The sequence below is a fragment of the Paenibacillus sp. FSL R7-0163 genome (assembly GCF_037969975.1).
GTDB classification, from domain to species: Bacteria; Bacillota; Bacilli; order Paenibacillales; family Paenibacillaceae; genus Paenibacillus_AQ; species Paenibacillus_AQ odorifer.
Genome location: NZ_CP150224.1, coordinates 2,303,064 through 2,319,569, shown reverse-complemented (window position 1 = coordinate 2,319,569; position 16,506 = coordinate 2,303,064). Strand labels below are relative to the sequence as shown.

Annotated in this window: 13 protein-coding genes; 1 reads left to right on the top strand and 12 read right to left on the bottom strand. The window is 46.8% G+C overall.

The genetic code is table 11. The features are described 5' to 3' along the window. Positions 1-110 precede the first annotated feature (110 nt). The 8 genes from NST45_RS10235 to mutS form a co-directional block, all read right to left on the bottom strand. Positions 111-767 (bottom strand): YdcF family protein, encoded by a 657-nt coding sequence (locus tag NST45_RS10235; protein WP_036687738.1) that lies wholly within the window; start codon positions 765-767, stop codon positions 111-113. Positions 768-769: 2 nt separating this feature from the next. Next, on the bottom strand, positions 770-1,324 hold the full coding sequence (locus NST45_RS10230; RefSeq protein ID WP_036687739.1) for a DUF402 domain-containing protein: 555 nt from the start codon (positions 1,322-1,324) through the stop codon (positions 770-772). A gap of 185 nt (positions 1,325-1,509) precedes the next feature. Next, the gene (locus NST45_RS10225; protein ID WP_036687740.1) at positions 1,510-4,071 is read right to left on the bottom strand and encodes a PBP1A family penicillin-binding protein; all 2,562 of its coding nucleotides are present in this window, start codon (positions 4,069-4,071) and stop codon (positions 1,510-1,512) included. Positions 4,072-4,210: 139 nt separating this feature from the next. Then, on the bottom strand, positions 4,211-4,450 hold the full coding sequence (gene hfq / locus NST45_RS10220; RefSeq protein ID WP_036687741.1) for an RNA chaperone Hfq: 240 nt from the start codon (positions 4,448-4,450) through the stop codon (positions 4,211-4,213). A gap of 19 nt (positions 4,451-4,469) precedes the next feature. Next, the gene (gene miaA / locus NST45_RS10215) at positions 4,470-5,450 is read right to left on the bottom strand and encodes a tRNA (adenosine(37)-N6)-dimethylallyltransferase MiaA (RefSeq protein WP_076144735.1); all 981 of its coding nucleotides are present in this window, start codon (positions 5,448-5,450) and stop codon (positions 4,470-4,472) included. Next, a complete protein-coding gene (locus NST45_RS10210; protein ID WP_036687743.1) occupies positions 5,440-6,219 on the bottom strand; it encodes a class I SAM-dependent methyltransferase in 780 nt (259 codons plus the stop codon). Before NST45_RS10210 ends, miaA begins: the two co-directional genes overlap by 11 nt. A 44-nt stretch (positions 6,220-6,263) precedes the next feature. Then, positions 6,264-8,249: a DNA mismatch repair endonuclease MutL gene (mutL, locus tag NST45_RS10205; protein WP_038571591.1), complete on the bottom strand. Its 1,986-nt coding sequence runs from the start codon at positions 8,247-8,249 to the stop codon at positions 6,264-6,266. A 42-nt stretch (positions 8,250-8,291) separates the two neighbouring features. Further along, entirely contained in the window at positions 8,292-11,021 is a 2,730-nt protein-coding gene (gene mutS, locus NST45_RS10200) for a DNA mismatch repair protein MutS (protein ID WP_339825526.1), read from the bottom strand. A gap of 207 nt (positions 11,022-11,228) precedes the next feature. On the opposite strand from mutS, the gene NST45_RS10195 reads away from it, so the two are divergent. After that, positions 11,229-12,026, top strand: a complete 798-nt coding sequence (locus tag NST45_RS10195) for a GNAT family N-acetyltransferase (protein ID WP_038571594.1) — start codon at positions 11,229-11,231, stop codon at positions 12,024-12,026. Between the two features lie 16 nt (positions 12,027-12,042). Here NST45_RS10195 and NST45_RS10190 read toward each other — a convergent pair whose 3' ends face one another. From NST45_RS10190 to NST45_RS10175, 4 genes are all read right to left on the bottom strand, one after another. Then, positions 12,043-13,353, bottom strand: coding sequence for a hypothetical protein (locus NST45_RS10190; protein ID WP_339210067.1), 1,311 nt, complete (start codon positions 13,351-13,353; stop codon positions 12,043-12,045). Between the two features lie 150 nt (positions 13,354-13,503). Then, the gene (locus tag NST45_RS10185; protein WP_036687755.1) at positions 13,504-14,061 is read right to left on the bottom strand and encodes an outer spore coat protein CotE; all 558 of its coding nucleotides are present in this window, start codon (positions 14,059-14,061) and stop codon (positions 13,504-13,506) included. Positions 14,062-14,287: 226 nt separating this feature from the next. After that, positions 14,288-15,310, bottom strand: a complete 1,023-nt coding sequence (locus NST45_RS10180; protein WP_051491532.1) for an HD-GYP domain-containing protein — start codon at positions 15,308-15,310, stop codon at positions 14,288-14,290. A gap of 164 nt (positions 15,311-15,474) precedes the next feature. Beyond that, positions 15,475-16,461, bottom strand: a complete 987-nt coding sequence (locus tag NST45_RS10175; RefSeq protein WP_036687757.1) for an aromatic acid exporter family protein — start codon at positions 16,459-16,461, stop codon at positions 15,475-15,477. Between the last annotated feature and the right edge of the window lie 45 nt (positions 16,462-16,506).

Sequence of the window (16,506 nt, the reverse complement as noted above, 5' to 3'; positions counted from 1 at the left end):
ATAACAAATAGCCCCCAGTTAGAGTTTAATCCATTTGGGGGCTGGCTTTTCTAATCAAGTCTCTTCCGGAATAGGAGGCGTTATTAGAAGATTCTGATATTCGGGAACAATTACAGGAACAACTGCTGGATTTTCCATTTCGTATAGGCTAGAATTTCACGCGACTTATGCCTTGTCATCGACAGAACAGTGGATTCTGTAAGTCCCAGTTCAGGATTCACATAACCGAGCTCGTCCGCGATTTCGTGTGAACGCCATCCATGATATGTATGCGTAATAATAATTGCTGAAGACAATCCCTCACTTGTCATAATGGCTTTGCTATACAGAAGATTCTCGTAAGTGCTGGTAGCTTTATTTTCAACAGAAATGGCGCTATCCGGAACTCCATGAGCTACTAAATAATTGCGCATGCCTTGACCTTCGGTATATTTAAGATCAGGTTTATCCAAACCTCCAGAAACTATGAAATGCGAGAACATCCCCTCTTGATAAAGCTTAAGCCCGTAATCCAATCGTTCCTTCAATCCCGGGCTAGGTTCATCTCCCCACATCGACATGCCAAGAATGATCCCTGTATCGGCTTTGAGCATAGGATCTGTCGTTGCGGCTTTATTGATATTCCTCAATGCGTACGCACACCACAACAATCCAACTACAACAATAAGCATTAAAGCAATAAGCAACGTTCGTTTAGACCAAATCCGGCGTTTTTTGGGAACAATCCGAATCGGGGAAGAGTCTCTTCCATAAACGTACCATTCCATCTTTATTTCCTCCTGAATTCTCCATGATGAAATAATTCGGCACGATGTTTCAAAGAGAGAGAGAAATAAGGGAAAGCATGAGCATCGATGCCACGTAAAATAGTATGGGCAGTCTCCCAGGCTAGCTTATAATCGCTTTCTGAGATATCTTGCCTCTCCAGTGCTTCCTCCAGTTCATCCTCATCGAGCAAAAACACCTCGCCGTTCCAAAGTACTACCACGTCCAGATACAAATCGTCAAACCAAGGCACACCTTGGTCAGTGACGCCTTGCACCTTACAGGTGTCTATGTACCATTGAACAATATTTTGTTTTTCGTCGAACATAGCCGTCACAATATAGTGACTGTCTTTCGGAAAATATTGCAGCCAGGAATAACCTTTATCTGCAATACGATATGTATGTCGTCCATAGCTCTTCCACAGTGGTTCTTTCAGCCCGTAGATGGTATAAAGCGTAATATATCCGCTGAATTCCCGGCTCTCCACATAGCGGCAGGCAAAATGGCGACGCGTAATCCGGCGCCAGTTGGCCCGGTCTCCGAATTTACGTTTCATAGAAATTACCCTCTCCAGTATGGTCTATTCAGCTTAACACATTTAGAGGATACACTCAAAACATCCCGCAAAATACAAGAAATTTTCTTCTAAACCTAACAAAAACGGCAGCCTAGCTTCGCTTTTTAAATAAAGCGAAGCTGGGCTGCCATGGATAAAGCTTATTATTTGAAATTCAAACTCGTTTATTGAGCGGAAGAATCTCCGTTCACAAACCCCGCCTCTGGATCAGGGTTTGTGGACACATTCCCGCTCTCATCGCCGGAACCTTCTCCACCGATAGTGGGTTCTGGAGTTGGAGTCGGCACTGGTGTTGGCGGTGGCGGGGTGATTTCAGGGATCGTCCCTGTACCTCCGTCATTTCCGCCACCCTCGTTGCCGCCTCCGTTATTGCCACCATTTCCATTCTCTCCGTTGTTGCCACCTTCCTCTGGGGTCGGGGTCGGAAGATTAGGATCTATGGTTGGTTCAGGGGTTGGCATTTCATCCTGCACGGATACACTAACCACATTGGATGGTTCGCTCTCCACTTTCAGCGCAGGGTCATAAGAAGTTACATAATACTCGTAAACCAAACCAGGCAGTGCACTAAAATCCCCTGCGCTGGTAGTCACTGTATTTAACAGTGAGCCAAACTCAGCTTCCGATGTCTCTCTACGATAAATACGATACTCAACTCCGGAAATAGGAACTGCCTCCCAATTGAGATTTACAGTCATCGTAGAAGGATCATATGCTGCTGATAGTCCAGTAACGGTCTGAGCTGTTTCTGGTGTTTCTGTAGGCTCAGGGGCAATCTCGTTATCGATCTGCGGGAAGGATTTCTTAGGAACATCCTTCAGCGCTTCCTCCATGACCTTACCCCAGAAAGCAGCGGCAAGCGGACTGCTGTTCTTAAGCAGATGCTTTTTACTTGGCTTGTCATAACCCATCCAGACTGCTGCTGTCCATTCCGGCGTGTAGCCTACAAACCACACATCACGGTTCGAGCTGATTCCAGAATATCCACTTTGCGTCGTACCGGTCTTACCCGCCACAGGACGGTCAATCCTAGCTTTTCTACCCGTACCGCTCTCCACGACCTTCTGCATCATCTCAGTCATTTGATAAGCCGTTTCCTTACTCATCACACGCTCAGGCGTTGTATTCGCTTTGTAGACCGTCTCACCACTGCTGTCAGAGATGGATTTAATGGAATAAGCCTCTCTTAGTTCGCCGCCATTTGCAAAAGCGCTGTAGGCTTGCGCCATTTCCAGCGTATTGGTTCCTTTGCTCATGCCTCCAAGAGCCAGCGAGAGGTTCTTATCCTCGTCTTCCAATCCAATGCCTAGTTTCTTGGCAAATTTAAATCCGGTATTCACACCAATTTCATTGAGCAGCCAAACAGCAGGAATATTCTCTGATTTCTGAATGGCATCACTCATGTTGATGCTCTTAGAATATCCGTGCAGGTTGGTTGGACAATAGTTCGCGAAACATTGCTTCTCATTGCTTAGCGTTGAATTCATGGTGAATTTCCCAGATTCCAGCGCTGGAGCATAAGAGACAATTGGTTTGAAAGCAGAACCTGGAGAACGACGGCTGCCAGTTACACGACTGTAGCCTTTTTTCTCATAATTCCGTCCGCCAAGGAGTGCGACAATGCTGCCATTCTCCTGATTCACAATCGTCATTGAGCCTTGTACCAGCTCTTCATCTACACTCTTTTCAAAATTATCACTATCTGCAAAAGCATCTTCAACCGTTTCTTGAGCATGCTTATCCATGGTAGTGTAAATTTTGTATCCGCCGATATTCAGATCATCTTCTGACAATCCAAATTTTTCTTCCGCCTCATCTACTGCAAAATCAATAAATGCTTGATAACGCTGTTTCTTTTCTGGCGGCTTATAGTTATAATCTACGGCTTTTGCTTCGTCTCTTTCCTGCTCCGTTATGTACCCTTGCTCATACATAAGCTGAAGCACTACTGCGCGCCGTTCCTTCGAAAGATCTGGGTTACGCAGCGGGTTGTAACGAGACGGGCCTTTTGGCATTGCCGCCAATGTCGCGATTTCCCAGACCTTAAGCTGACTCAAATCACTTTTACCAAAATATCTTACTGATGCTGCTTTAATTCCGTAAATTGTACCCCCGAAGTTAATCCGGTTCAGATACATCGTAATGATCTCTTCTTTAGATTTCTGATTCTCAAGGGCTACGGCAATAGACACTTCAGTTGCTTTACGGAAAAACGTCTTGTCCCGTGTCAGGAAGATGTTTTTGGCGAGCTGTTGAGTAATGGTACTACCGCCCTCTACCATACTTCGTGCGGCGATATCCTTTACTGCTGCCCGGCCAATCGACCATAAATCCACACCAGAATGTTCGAAGAAACGTTTATCCTCTGTGGCTACAAAAGCATTAACCAATAACGGTGGAATTTCTTCATACTCTACTGGATCACTTTTCTCCAGTGATAATTCGCCGATTAAATTAGCATTGCGGTCATATACCTTAGTAGTTTCATTCACTGTTAGCTTATCTTGGTTCTCAAGCAGAAGCTTTTGACCATTTAGCATAATGAACAGATATCCACCTAATGCACAAAAAATGGCTAATGCCGTAGCGAAGAACAAGCTCCACAGCACACGCTTCTTCGTCAAAAATTTCTTTTTCTTTTTTGGTTTTGATTTTGGTTTTGATTTGGAACTGGACGATCCTCTATCTCTATTGTGATTCGTCCTGGATGTATCGTCTCTAGACATAATGCCTCCTGACTCCCTTTCGGAAATAAACATAAATGGTCTGCCATGAATGAAAAGAACAACCTTCACAGGTTGCTCTCTCACACTCTATTCAAACGATTTATAAACAAGAAAGGTTTCAATTCATTTTTGATAAATATTATTCTTCACTACTGCTGTCTTGCATCAGTGATACACTACGCTGTGGTGTGAACGTGGAAATTGCGTGTTTATACACCATTTGCTGGCGTCCATCACTGTCAATGACGATTGTAAAATTGTCGAATGCTTTAATTATTCCCCGGATTTGAAAACCGTTGGTCAGATATACCGTAGCAGGGATATTTTCTTTGCGTAGTTGGTTCAAGAATGTATCTTGGATGTTAATGGACTTGTTCATATGACGTACCCCCAATGGTTCAATTAGATTGTTCAGAAGTATATTCAAGACCTGAGAGAAACTTTCCTGCTATTATACCACGTATTTTTGAGAAATTCTCAGAAAAGTTTTGTTCACCTTCGACATCGATCCACTCGATTTCCTTCATGTGGCGAAACCATGACAACTGTCTTTTGGCGAATCGGCGAGTATCGCGTTTAAGCAGTATCACAGCTTCTTCCAGCGTCAGTTCTCCCGCCAGGTAAGCGGCAATTTCCTTGTAACCCAATCCCTGCATGGACACAAGGCTTCTGCTGTAACCGTTATCCAGCAGTCCCTTCACCTCAGCAACGAGACCATCCGCCAGCATGCTATCAATTCGGTCCTCAATACGTTTATATAGTATTTTCCGGTCCATTGTCAAACCTATGAGACATAAGTCATAGGGTGATTCCTTCTTTTGAGCAGCATGAGAAGCGGAAAGTGTAGTGTTTGTCTGGTGTTGAATTTCCAGTGCACGGATAATTCTGCGACGGTCGTTAGGATGAAGTTTGGCTGCGCTGACTGGATCAACCGCCTCGAGTCTGGCATGCAGTGCAAGCGCTCCATATTCTTCCGCAAATTGATCCTGCTCTTTACGGAAGGCTTCATCAGCCACTGCTTCCGAGAACTGAAAGCCGTAACATAAAGACTCAATATACAGTCCAGTCCCCCCTACGATAAAGGGAAGCTTCCCTCTAGCGCTTATCTCCTCGATAAGTCTAGTGCCCTGCTCTTGAAATTCAGCGGCAGAATACGCATCCTGCGGATCATGAATATCGATCAGGTGATGGGGAATTCCCTTCATTTCAGCGGTTGTAATCTTAGCTGTACCAATATCCATACCACAATAAACCTGCATCGAATCGCCGGAAATAATCTCAGCGTTATAAGCTGCTGCCAGCTCCAGACTTAACCGGGTTTTGCCTACGGCAGTTGGTCCTAACAGCACTAGAACCTTATGCCTTTCTTTAGTTGTCAATGTGTATCACCCCGTACGATGTTTTGGAGTTGCTTCGGAGCAGCTCAGTAAACCCTAGGCGTTCAAATTCGCCACTCAAAGCCTTTTCTTTTAAAAGAACAGTCTTACGGGCGACCCTAACCGCCTCTGCTACACTCTCTGTCGATAAGGCTGCACGGTTAGCGAATTGCCGCAGCGGGGAAATCGAGGCAGAACCCGTCAGAGGCACGCGAAACATAGGATCGAAGTAGACAATATCCACACTTCGATCTGGTTGAGACCGTAAATAATCCAAATGTTCACTATGCACGACATTAACTCTGCGTAAAGCCTCATTGACCTTTACTTGCCCAGAGGTGTAATGAGACATCCCTTCACTGAGCAGTGCGTACAGCGGTAATGAGCTCTCCAAAGCGGTAACCTCCGAGGACTCACCACCATGCACAGCAAACAGTAAGGAGTCGGCTCCTAATCCGGCTGTACAATCCAATACGCTATCTCCGGGAAGCATTCGAGCAGCAACAAGCATCGGCTCGATCTCACCCTTTAGGATTCGTTTAGCGCGAACGAAGCCCATGCTTGGATGAAACTCCATAGGCTCCATTCCTAAGCGGTGTAGTCGAACAGCGTCCTGAGATAGAATCAGAATATCCTCATCTCCGTAATGTTCAACCATCCTTGTAATTGAGAGTTTCTCACGTGAAGCATAACTACAACCCGTTCTCTCCGCAAGGCTTTGCGCGCGTTCTACTATTTCCATTATCGGGCTATACCCCGTAGTTATAATCATGGTGCCTCCAGTCTTGCTCTCAACAAATTTCAAAAAATGTATAATTACATAACCCGCTTGAACAATTTCTCTAAATCATAGGATGAAAAAGAGATCACAATCGGCCGTCCATGTGGGCAAGTATACGGTTGCTTGCACTCTGCAAGTCGGGATAACAGAGCTTCCACTTCCTGTTCTGTTAGTTTATGGTTGGCCTTAATCGAGGCTTTACATGAACACAGAATCGATGACTTTTCTCTTAGCTTCGCAAGATCAATCATACGCTCACTTAAGACCCACTCCGCCATTTCTTCAACGACCGCCTTCTCATCCCCTTCAGGAAACCAATAGGGCAAGGAACGAACGAGAAAGGTTTGTCCGCCAAAGTGCTCAAGGTATACCCCGGCCTGCTGAAACCAATGTAGACGTTCACTAAGCTGGCGACTTTCAGAAGGCGTGAACTCCAGCGTAATCGGCAGTAGCAGCTCCTGTGAGGCATCCTCCGGCCGACCAAATTTCTCATAGAAGTATTCGTAATTAATTCGTTCATGTGCCGCATGCTGATCGATTAAATAAAGCCCTCCATCATTCTGAGCAATAATATACGTCCCATGATGCTGACCTATATAATTAAGCTCAGGAAAGGCCGGAAGTCCAGGCTCTTCTTGTTGTGGTGGAGCCCATAGCTTCTCAACCGAAAGGAGCTGCTTCTGCGACATTGAGGTTTCTTGCGGGCGATAGCTATTGGAATAACTAGTATTCGCACTAGTTTGGCGCCCCTGCGAAGATGAAGACGGATAGCCTGACCCGTAAGCTGGAGCCACCTCGCGAGCCACCTGATGATCCGCCTGACCTTCCTTGCTAAAATCACGGGTATTACGGTCAAGGCTCGATGACTGTAGTCCACTTAAGAAGTTGGCAGATCCCGTGGGAGCTGTATCCTTCACATCACCAGTCGAAGATGACGGTGGAACGGCCCCTTTGGAAAAAGCAAATTGCTCCTGAATAAAGGAGTTGCTGCCCTTGGGTCCGATTGTTTCCTTGCTTGGACGTGGAATCAGACTTTGCCCCAGCAGTATTTTGCGGATCTCCTGCTCAACAAAGGTGTAAAGCTCATTCTCTTTACTAAATCGAACCTCCAGTTTTGCTGGATGTACATTGACATCTACCAAAGAGGGGTGCATATCCAGTTCAAGAACTAATAGCGGATAACGGTTAATCGGAAGCAAGGTATGATAAGCGCGCATGATTGCTGCGTTCAGACCATTACTGCGAATATAACGTCCACCGACAATAGTAGTGATTGCATTTCGATTGGAACGAGTCCATTCTGGACGACTAATATATCCGGAAATCCGGTAATCCAAGTCTTCTGCCGTAATCGGCAGCATTGCTTTGGCGGCATTGGTTCCGTAAACAGCTGCGATGACCTGCAGCAGATCACCATTTCCGAGCGTATGCAGCAGCTGATTGCCATTATGATGCAAGGTAAAAGAGATCCCCGGATGAGCGAGCGCCATGCGGTACATGGCATCTGAGATATGGCCCAGCTCCGTCTGAATACTCTTCATATATTTCAGCCTTGCCGGCGTATTAAAAAATAATTCACGAACGGCAAGATCACTTCCCCGGCCGGAAGGAGCGTCCTCATTTCGTATGAGATTGCCACCCTCAATGTCTACTAGGCGCCCTTTGCCGTCATCGGCAGTTGCAGTTAGAAGCGATACCTTGGATACCGCGGCAATACTGGGAAGTGCCTCTCCGCGGAAGCCTAAGCTTGTGATTTGAAATAGATCACGGCCATTCAGAATTTTACTTGTAGCATGCCGGTAAAAGGCGGTCTCACAATCTTCAGGATCAATCCCAGAGCCATTATCTTTAACGCGGATGCTCTGCAAGCCCCCCTCTTCTACCGATACCTCAATTCTTGTACTGCCAGCGTCAATCGCATTCTCGACAAGCTCCTTTACAACAGAAGCTGGCCGCTCTACTACTTCACCCGCAGCAATCTGGTTGGCAATATGCTCGTCCAATATATGAATTTTGGCCATTTCATTCACCTCTTATTTAGGCAATCAATTATTATAAAATCTTTATTGCAGATCCTTAACCTTCATCTTCAGCTCGTTCAACAGACTCATCGCCTGCAGCGGCGTCATATTCATAAGATCAGCGTCACGCACAGAAGAAATGAACTCTTTTAGCGCGGGATTCTCATGGATTTCAGTTACCGCTACTTGATGTGCACTACCTTTGCGGTTCTTGGGTGGTTCTTCCTCACCAAAGATAGACAACTGAACAACCTCATTTTCTACAGGTGCCTCAGTGATGACACTTACGGCTTGCGCCACGGAAGATGTGCTAGCAACTTCTCTTACAGCCGCCTGTCTTTCGAGGCTTCCCCCGTAATGAAGTTCAGTACCACCAGGATGGGCTGCCTGCTCAATGCTCTGTAAGAGACCATAAGCTCGGTCAATAATCCCTTCAGGAAGACCCGCAAGACGTGCACAATAGATCCCATAGCTGCTGTCAGCCGCTCCAGGAACTAGCTTGCGCAGGAAGTTTACTTTATCGCCGCTCTCTTGAACAGCCATAGAGTAATTCCGCAGTCCTTTAAGACTCCCTTCCAAATGAGCCAATTCATGAAAATGGGTCGAAACTAGAGCTTTGCAAGAAATAACATCATGTACATATTCAATAACCGCCTGAGCGATGGCCATACCTTCACTGGTCGAGGTACCTCTTCCCAGCTCATCAATAATAATCAAGCTGCGAGCTGTTGCTTTCTCTGTCATAACCTGGATGTCAGCCATTTCCACCATAAATGTACTTTGACCACCGATCAAATCATCAGCTGCTCCAATACGAGTAAAGATCCGGTCTATAAGCGGAACTTCAGCACTGTTTGCTGGAACAAAACATCCAATCTGAGCCATGATGCAGATCAGCGCCACCTGACGCATGTAGGTGCTTTTGCCCGCCATATTAGGACCTGTAATTAGAAGAATGTTACCTTCTTCCTTACTCAGCGTGCTTCCATTTGCAATAAACGCGGAATCTTTAAGCACCGCCTCCACAACAGGATGACGGCCCCCTTCAAGCCGAAGATCATAACCATCCGAAAGGACTGGCTTCACAAAACGATGTTCGGCACTAACTGCCGCCAAGCATTGATACACATCAATCTCGGCAACCTTTTCTGCAAGATTTTGCAGGCGGGGGATTTGCCCGTTGATGCGATTACGCAGCTCGGTAAAGAGGCTGTATTCCAAATCCGTCATTTTATCCTGAGCTTCAAGAATAAGTGCTTCCTTCTCTTTAAGCTCAGGTGTGACAAAACGCTCTGCGTTAGCAAGCGTCTGTTTGCGTTCATAACGTCCTTCCGGCAATGCAGCCAGATTGGATTTGGTGATCTCTATGAAATAACCGAAGATTTTGTTATAGCCGATCTTCAGTGACTTAATGCCAGTGGCCTGTCTTTCCTTAGCCTCCAGTTCAGCGATCCAACGTTTACCGTTACTGCTAGCTTCCCTAAGCTCGTCTAAACGTTCATGATAACCGGAACGGATAATTCCACCGTCGCGCACAGACACCGGGGCATCCTCGACGATTGCACGGTCAATGTCCTCTCGCAGCTCGGCGCATTCATCCATGCTTGCACCGATCTCTCGTAAAGTAGCTGAACCGGAGGTCATACATAATTCCTTCAATGCAGGAATTTGCGCCAGCGATAATTTCAGGGCATTCATATCACGGCCATTGGCGCTGCCAAAAGCAATACGACCCACCAACCGCTCCAAATCATAAATTTCTTTAAGCGCTAAACGCAGGTCCTCGCGAACGATAAACTGATTGTACAAATAATCGACAGCCTCTAGGCGCCGTTCGATCGGAGCTCGCTGCAATAGCGGCTTATCAATTCTACGGCGCAACAGACGGGCGCCCATCGACGTTTCCGTTCGATCCAGCAGCCAGAGCAAGGATCCTTTTTTGGAGCGTTCGCGAACCGTTTCGGTTAGTTCAAGGTTCCGGCGTGTAAATGGATCTAGAATCATATAATTGCCTGGTTCATAAGGAGAAATCTGACTAAGCTGCCCTAACGAACGCCGCTGGGTCTCATTCAGATAAGAGATCAGAAGCGCCAGACATTGTCCACGTTCCTTCTCTAGACGTACCCATGCCGCTTCACCGAACTGACGACGTGCCAGCTCCTCCTCGCGTTTCTCCCAAGGGGTGTAAACTACAGGTTTGGCTAACAGCGGCGTTTCGCTTCGCAGAATCTCCAACAGTGCAGCGTCTCCGATGATCTCAGCCGGTTCATAGATGCCAATCTCATCACGCAGCCATTCGGCTCCAGATAATACCGAAGTAACATATAGCTCACCAGTTGTTAAATCGCAGGCAGCTAATGCCATCATTCCGTCACTTTCGGTAACGCAAACGAGGTAGTTGTTGCTCTTGTCAGCAATGATTTTTCCATCCATCACGGTTCCTGGTGTCACGACGCGTACAATATCCCGCTTCACCATGCCTTTCGTGACTGAAGCATCCTCTAACTGCTCACAAATGGCGACTTTATATCCTTTTTCTATCAGGCGTTGAATATATCCCTCGGCGGCGTGGTAAGGCACTCCACACATAGGGATTTTCTCCTCGCCCCCGCCTTCGCGGCCTGTCAACGTAATCTCAAGCTCCTTGGAAGCCAAAATGGCATCTTCAAAGAACATTTCATAGAAATCGCCCAGTCTAAAAAATAGGAAGGCATCCTTAGCCCCTTCCTTTACCTTTAAATATTGCTCTATCATCGGCGTATATTGTGCCATGGTCAACCTCCATGCCTATTTAATGCTGTCCCCCATTATAACAGAAAATTGGTGGACAAAGTTACCCTGAAACCTCACATTAGTACAACGAAAGACTAGAATACTTATCAGACAAACACTTACAGGAGGTATATTCTTCTGCTTTTAAATATTGTAAAATATTAACACAGAGCATCAGCCCATATGAAAATCAAAGGAGAATACAATATGATACGAAAGCTAACGAAGGATGATCAAGAGCTGCTGATGGCATTGCTGCGGAAAGAGCCGGCGCTTAATTTATTTATCATTGGCGATGTGGAGAATTTTGGGTTTGAACAGGATTTCATGGATTTGTGGGGAGAGATTGATCCAGCTGACGGGCGGATAAAAGCCGTTCTGCTGCGCTTCTATAGAAGCTACCTTCCTTATGCAGATGGCCCTTTTGATGTCGAGGGGTTCGCTGAGATTATCCGAAAGGATAATGACATGCATATGATCTCCGGAGCCTCAGAGGTGGTGAAGGCTTTTGACGGGGAAATTAATTTCAAACAAGTAAAACAGCTGTATTTTGCTGAATTAAAAGATATGAACAATAAAATAAGTGAGTCCTTCTCTTCAGCTGAGCCTATCAAAAAAGCTACAGTTCAGGATGTAGAAGCGATTTGCGCACTCACCGATACCATTGAAGAATTTGAAAGCAGCCGGAATGGTTCAAGAACCAGCCTGCGTAAAACGCTGGAAAGCAACACCGGCCGCACGTATTATATGGAACGGGAAGATAAGGTCATTGTCACAGCTTCAACTTCAGCGGAAAATTCCATGTCAGCGATGATTGTCGGGGTTGCCACACATCAAGCATTCAGAGAGCAAGGCCTTGCTTCGCGCGTAATGGCACAGCTATGTGCAGACCTGCTTCATGAAGGAAAGTCATTATGCCTCTTTTATGACAACCCACATGCCGGAGTTATTTATAAACGACTTGGCTTTCAAGATATCGGTTCATGGACCATCGTTAACATGTAGACCAAATAGTAAAATATCACATTTTTACTTTGCTGCACCATAACTCACGTATATCACGCGACTCATCCCACGTCCGCTCAGCGGCAATATATTCGAATAAAGGCTCGATATAGGGGGCGGCAATCTCGTAGCCGCCTAGGGAACGCAGCTGCGCCAGCAATGGGGGGATTGCGGCGCGCAGCGGAGGTTTATCGCCGCTGTAGTAGGCGATATGCAGGTCTTCCCGGTCTAGCGGGCGTTGCGTCAGGTCCTCATAATGGCTCACGATCAGATGAGCCAGATAGACCGCGCCTTTAGCGATGACCGGGGATACCAGGAAGCTCGGCAAGGTCCGGTACTCGAAGCCGCCATGCGGCTGAGTCCGGAAATCGCCGAGCACGCCGTATCGGGGACGACGCGCCCCTGCGCGGACGTCTTCGAGTAGAAGCATGGGCAGCGCGAGATAGTTATCGAGCGCGCGCAGCAGCGGCGCCGTCAGCGTCACGCCGCTGAAGTGCAGATGGCCGCCGAGGGCCCAGCCCGTCAGCGGCATGCCTCCCGCCCGCCAGCGCAGCGAGCGGTCGGCGATGAGCCGGTCCGCCAGCGCCGCGGCGGACATCAGCTGCGCCAGCAGTGCGCGCGGTTCCCCGCGCGGCTGAGGGCGCAGCTCGGCGACCGGGAACGCGCCGCGCGTTCCCGGAGGTCCGGCGTCGCAGCCTGCGACGCCGTCCGTGGGCAGGTACCGCGACGCAGGCACGACGCGGCCGGTGGATTCCCGGAGGATGATGAACTCCGGGTCCATACCCATCAGCAAGCCGCTGCGGCCCGGCTGCTCCAGATCCAGCTTTCGTTCCAGCGCTAACGCTGCGGAACGATAAGGCTCGGGCAATCGTTGCCCGGAGGTCTTTACTAGTGGAGTGACTCCCTCCACCACATACCTCCGGTTCCCCATTGCCCTCAGCAGTACCTCACCGCTATCCAGCCCCAAGCTGTACAGCGTGCGGACAGCAATCCGCTGGAGCAATTTCATCACCCCGCGAAGCTCTCCCCGCACTCGGCCTCCCGTGGTATTGCTCTCGGCATTAGCAAAGCTCACAGCTTCGCTATAATTATCGGTGGCCGCACGCATTCCAAGACCCGCTCCAAGCAAAGAGATGTGGAGCACAGTCAAATGATAAACCAATATCTTATAACACTGCCTGTGCCCCTTCTCAGTAGCGTGTAAAGCATATGTATCGACAAAACGTTTTACAGATGGCGTCAGCGTTGCTTCAACTCCGCTTCTAAGCAATCTAGACTCTCTCTCTGCCACAGACAATTCTGAATACACCTTAAGACCTTCATTCATACTCTTTAGCGCCTCCATCCGAGCGTGAACCTTTTTTCATCCTAAAAATAAATAAAAAAAAGGAGGGCATTCGCCCTCTACGCCGCCGCACTCCCTACATATAATGGACCATAACCCATTGATACTCAGTTAACGGCGGCGTATCCTTCCTTACAGCTCATCATCCAGATTGTCAGGGTCCAGATCATCGTAATCGAAGCTATCACCTTCAAAATCATAATCCTTGTCTTCTGGATCATCACTTTGCTCAGTGACATACACACGGACTTTGGTCTCAGCCACCAACTCCACTTCGAATTCGCGCTCTACGCGAAGTGTCACACTGCCTCCGCCTGGCGATACGCCCGCTTCTACACAGTTGGGTTCCTGCGTTGCCTCCGCAGAGACCTCAACTGTTGAAGTGCGGTGTCTCGTGTCCAGGTAGGAAAGCGGGATGAGCTCCACATAAGAGACTGTTTCCTTTGCTACCTCGGTCTGCTTGTTCTTGTCGTACGAGTACCAGATGTTTACATCATAAGTACCAATTACTTCGATTCCGTTCCCGGCGGCAACCGCTTCGTATTGGTGGTTGATAATCCAAGCCCCCAAAATACTAGTCGGATGATGTGGCGGAGTCACGGTATGGGTTGCTGTAGAGAACTTACGACCTTTGCCGCAAATTGCCTTCGTAATGATCTCCCTTGTTTGACGTTTATGGCTTAATGACATCTTTGAACCTCCTCCATACAATCATTCACTATCAAGTGTATGCAGGTTCTAGGCATTTGTTGATTGTTAGACTATAAATAAATTTGAGTAAGCCCTCAAGAAGGCTTTTTCAGGAGACTCATAGTTCATTTTATTTCAAAATTTGTACATATATGAGTAGATTCCAAAAATGGTCCAACCTGTTCCAGAGCCATTCCTGACCCCTCAAAAAACCTTAAAACACCAGCTATTGCGGGATTACCCGCACAATTCCAAGCGATCTATGTTTGCTTAAGTCAATAAAATCCTCATCAATATTCACCAGTGGCCGCAAAGGGTCTGTAGCAAGAATCATAACAATTTTTCCTTTTCGCCCATCTGTCAATTCCACTTCGTTCCCTAGCATTGACTGCATTAACTTATTAATAAACACTCTGCAAATATAAGGGTCGAGCTTACCGAACACACTCTCCTCCATTTGCAGTAATACTTCGTATAAAGGAGCCGCTTTGCGATAAAAACGGTCGGAGGTCATCGCGTGAAACACATCAGCCACAGCAACGATTTTACTGAAATCAGTAATCCGGTTCCCAAGCACACCAAATGGATAACCACTGCCGTCCATTCTTTCATGATGCTGTAAGGCTACTAGCGCTTGGGTATGGTTTGTGCCTACCGTATCCCTGATCATCTCATACCCAAAGGTCGTATGCTTTTTCATCAGCTGAAACTCTTCGTCGGATAATGGACCGGGCTTGGTTAATATGTCATCCGGGATTCTCATTTTGCCGATATCATGAAGAGTCGCTGCAATGGTCAACATGCTCAAATCCTCAGACTTTAGCTTCAGCCATTTGCCTAGCAAGGTAGATATTATGCCCACGGCTACATTATGTCTGTATGTATAATCATCTTTGGTCTGCAAAGCAGCCAATACTCCGTAGAAGTCATTCTTTTCGCTTACCTGCTGGATAAACGGAATCACTTCATTTCTAACTTCCAGCATAGGAATTCTTTTATTTTTGTTATGACGAATCTGTTCAAAAATATTCTCAATCGCAGCTGTACAATCATCAATTGCAAGCTGGAAAAATTCCGCGCTATCCAGCTGGACGACGTCATGAGATTCCAGAGTGATCTTATGTTGTCGAATTAATCTAATATGTTCAGCACTCAATAAAGTCAATGCGGGTAAAACAAATACTCCTTTGTCATTAAAGAGGTTAGCTACAAGTTGTTTTCCGATAAATGATTCCATATCTTTGTCCATACGCCTCACCTGCCAATGCGGAAAATTCGTATATGAATTTCCTGCTTGAATTTGAACTCACCCTATAATTGTTAATCCCTTTCGGAGATCAACTTTTAGTTCATACATATTTTATCGTGATTTCAGGGGCGAATGTTAATACTTCACTTTATTAAAGCCTAATTTTAAGCTTTTTTCCGGGTGAGCAAACGTTTCTCAGGCTTATAGCTGACCGGTATTTTATGGCGTTTCGCAATTTTCAAATAAAGTGCCAATTCTCTGCAAAGCTGCAGAATCGCTGATCGCACTTCGAATTCCTCACGTGTCTCCGGCAAATCCATGCTTTCAAATTCTTGTTCAAGCTCTTCCAGCAAATGTTCCGTGCGGCCTGTATATTCTTCAGCCAAAACATCTCCGCTAAGCTGGTCGAACAATTCAGCTACCATCTCTCCATGCGGTAAATGGCGATATACTTGAGAAATCAGCTGCATCATGCTTTGAATCGATTCCAGCTGCTCCTTACGCATATAGAAATAGACATTCCAAGCTTCATCAGGATGAATCACATGATTCTCCATCTCACGAGTAGCGGCAGTCAGTCCCCGCTGCACTGCATTATCCGCATCAATTAATTCTTTGCCATCCCACATATACGCAGGTTCACGCAAAGTACGGGCCATCTGAGTAAAAATAACTGAAAAGTATCGATCCACTTCCTTGCGGATTCCATAAATAACTCCCCCGGTCTGTGGCATGTAAATCAAGTTAACCACCCCCGCTGAACCGAGACCTATGGCCAGAAGCTCTACTTGCTGCAACAACACATGAAGCGATAACTCAGCTTGTCCAAAAACACGAAACACAATAACAGAGCTAGTGACAATCCCTTCCTTGTAGCCAGACTTCACAATCATCGGAAAGCCAACCAGAACGTATAGTCCAAGCACCCAGTAATGAAACCCTAATATCCAAAATAAAATACACCCAAAAAAGAGTCCCACGAGCGAGGCCAAAAAACGCGCCGTTATCGTCCGGAAACTCCTTTTCAAGGTAACCTCCACACCCAAAATGGCTAAAAGCCCTGCACTTTGTGCATTGGGTATGCCTACTGCAGACGCGAGAAGAACGGACATTAACGTCGCAGCAGCTGTTTTAATCACACGAAATCCCATAACCCTATCTCTCCTTAAAAGCACTAACCGTTAATAGGTAAAGAT

Bases quoted from the DNA above. Each gene is read 5' to 3' on its own strand.
- NST45_RS10235 (WP_036687738.1), bottom strand. From the start codon at position 767: ATGGAATGGTACGTTTATGGAAGAGACTCTTCCCCGATTCGGATTGTT.
- NST45_RS10230 (WP_036687739.1), bottom strand. From the start codon at position 1,324: ATGAAACGTAAATTCGGAGACCGGGCCAACTGGCGCCGGATTACGCGT.
- NST45_RS10225 (WP_036687740.1), bottom strand. From the start codon at position 4,071: ATGTCTAGAGACGATACATCCAGGACGAATCACAATAGAGATAGAGGA.
- hfq (WP_036687741.1), bottom strand. From the start codon at position 4,450: ATGAACAAGTCCATTAACATCCAAGATACATTCTTGAACCAACTACGC.
- NST45_RS10210 (WP_036687743.1), bottom strand. From the start codon at position 6,219: ATGATTATAACTACGGGGTATAGCCCGATAATGGAAATAGTAGAACGC.
- mutL (WP_038571591.1), bottom strand. From the start codon at position 8,249: ATGGCCAAAATTCATATATTGGACGAGCATATTGCCAACCAGATTGCT.
- mutS (WP_339825526.1), bottom strand. From the start codon at position 11,021: ATGGCACAATATACGCCGATGATAGAGCAATATTTAAAGGTAAAGGAA.
- NST45_RS10195 (WP_038571594.1), top strand. From the start codon at position 11,229: ATGATACGAAAGCTAACGAAGGATGATCAAGAGCTGCTGATGGCATTG.
- NST45_RS10190 (WP_339210067.1), bottom strand. From the start codon at position 13,353: ATGAATGAAGGTCTTAAGGTGTATTCAGAATTGTCTGTGGCAGAGAGA.
- NST45_RS10185 (WP_036687755.1), bottom strand. From the start codon at position 14,061: ATGTCATTAAGCCATAAACGTCAAACAAGGGAGATCATTACGAAGGCA.
- NST45_RS10180 (WP_051491532.1), bottom strand. From the start codon at position 15,310: ATGGACAAAGATATGGAATCATTTATCGGAAAACAACTTGTAGCTAAC.
- NST45_RS10175 (WP_036687757.1), bottom strand. From the start codon at position 16,461: ATGGGATTTCGTGTGATTAAAACAGCTGCTGCGACGTTAATGTCCGTT.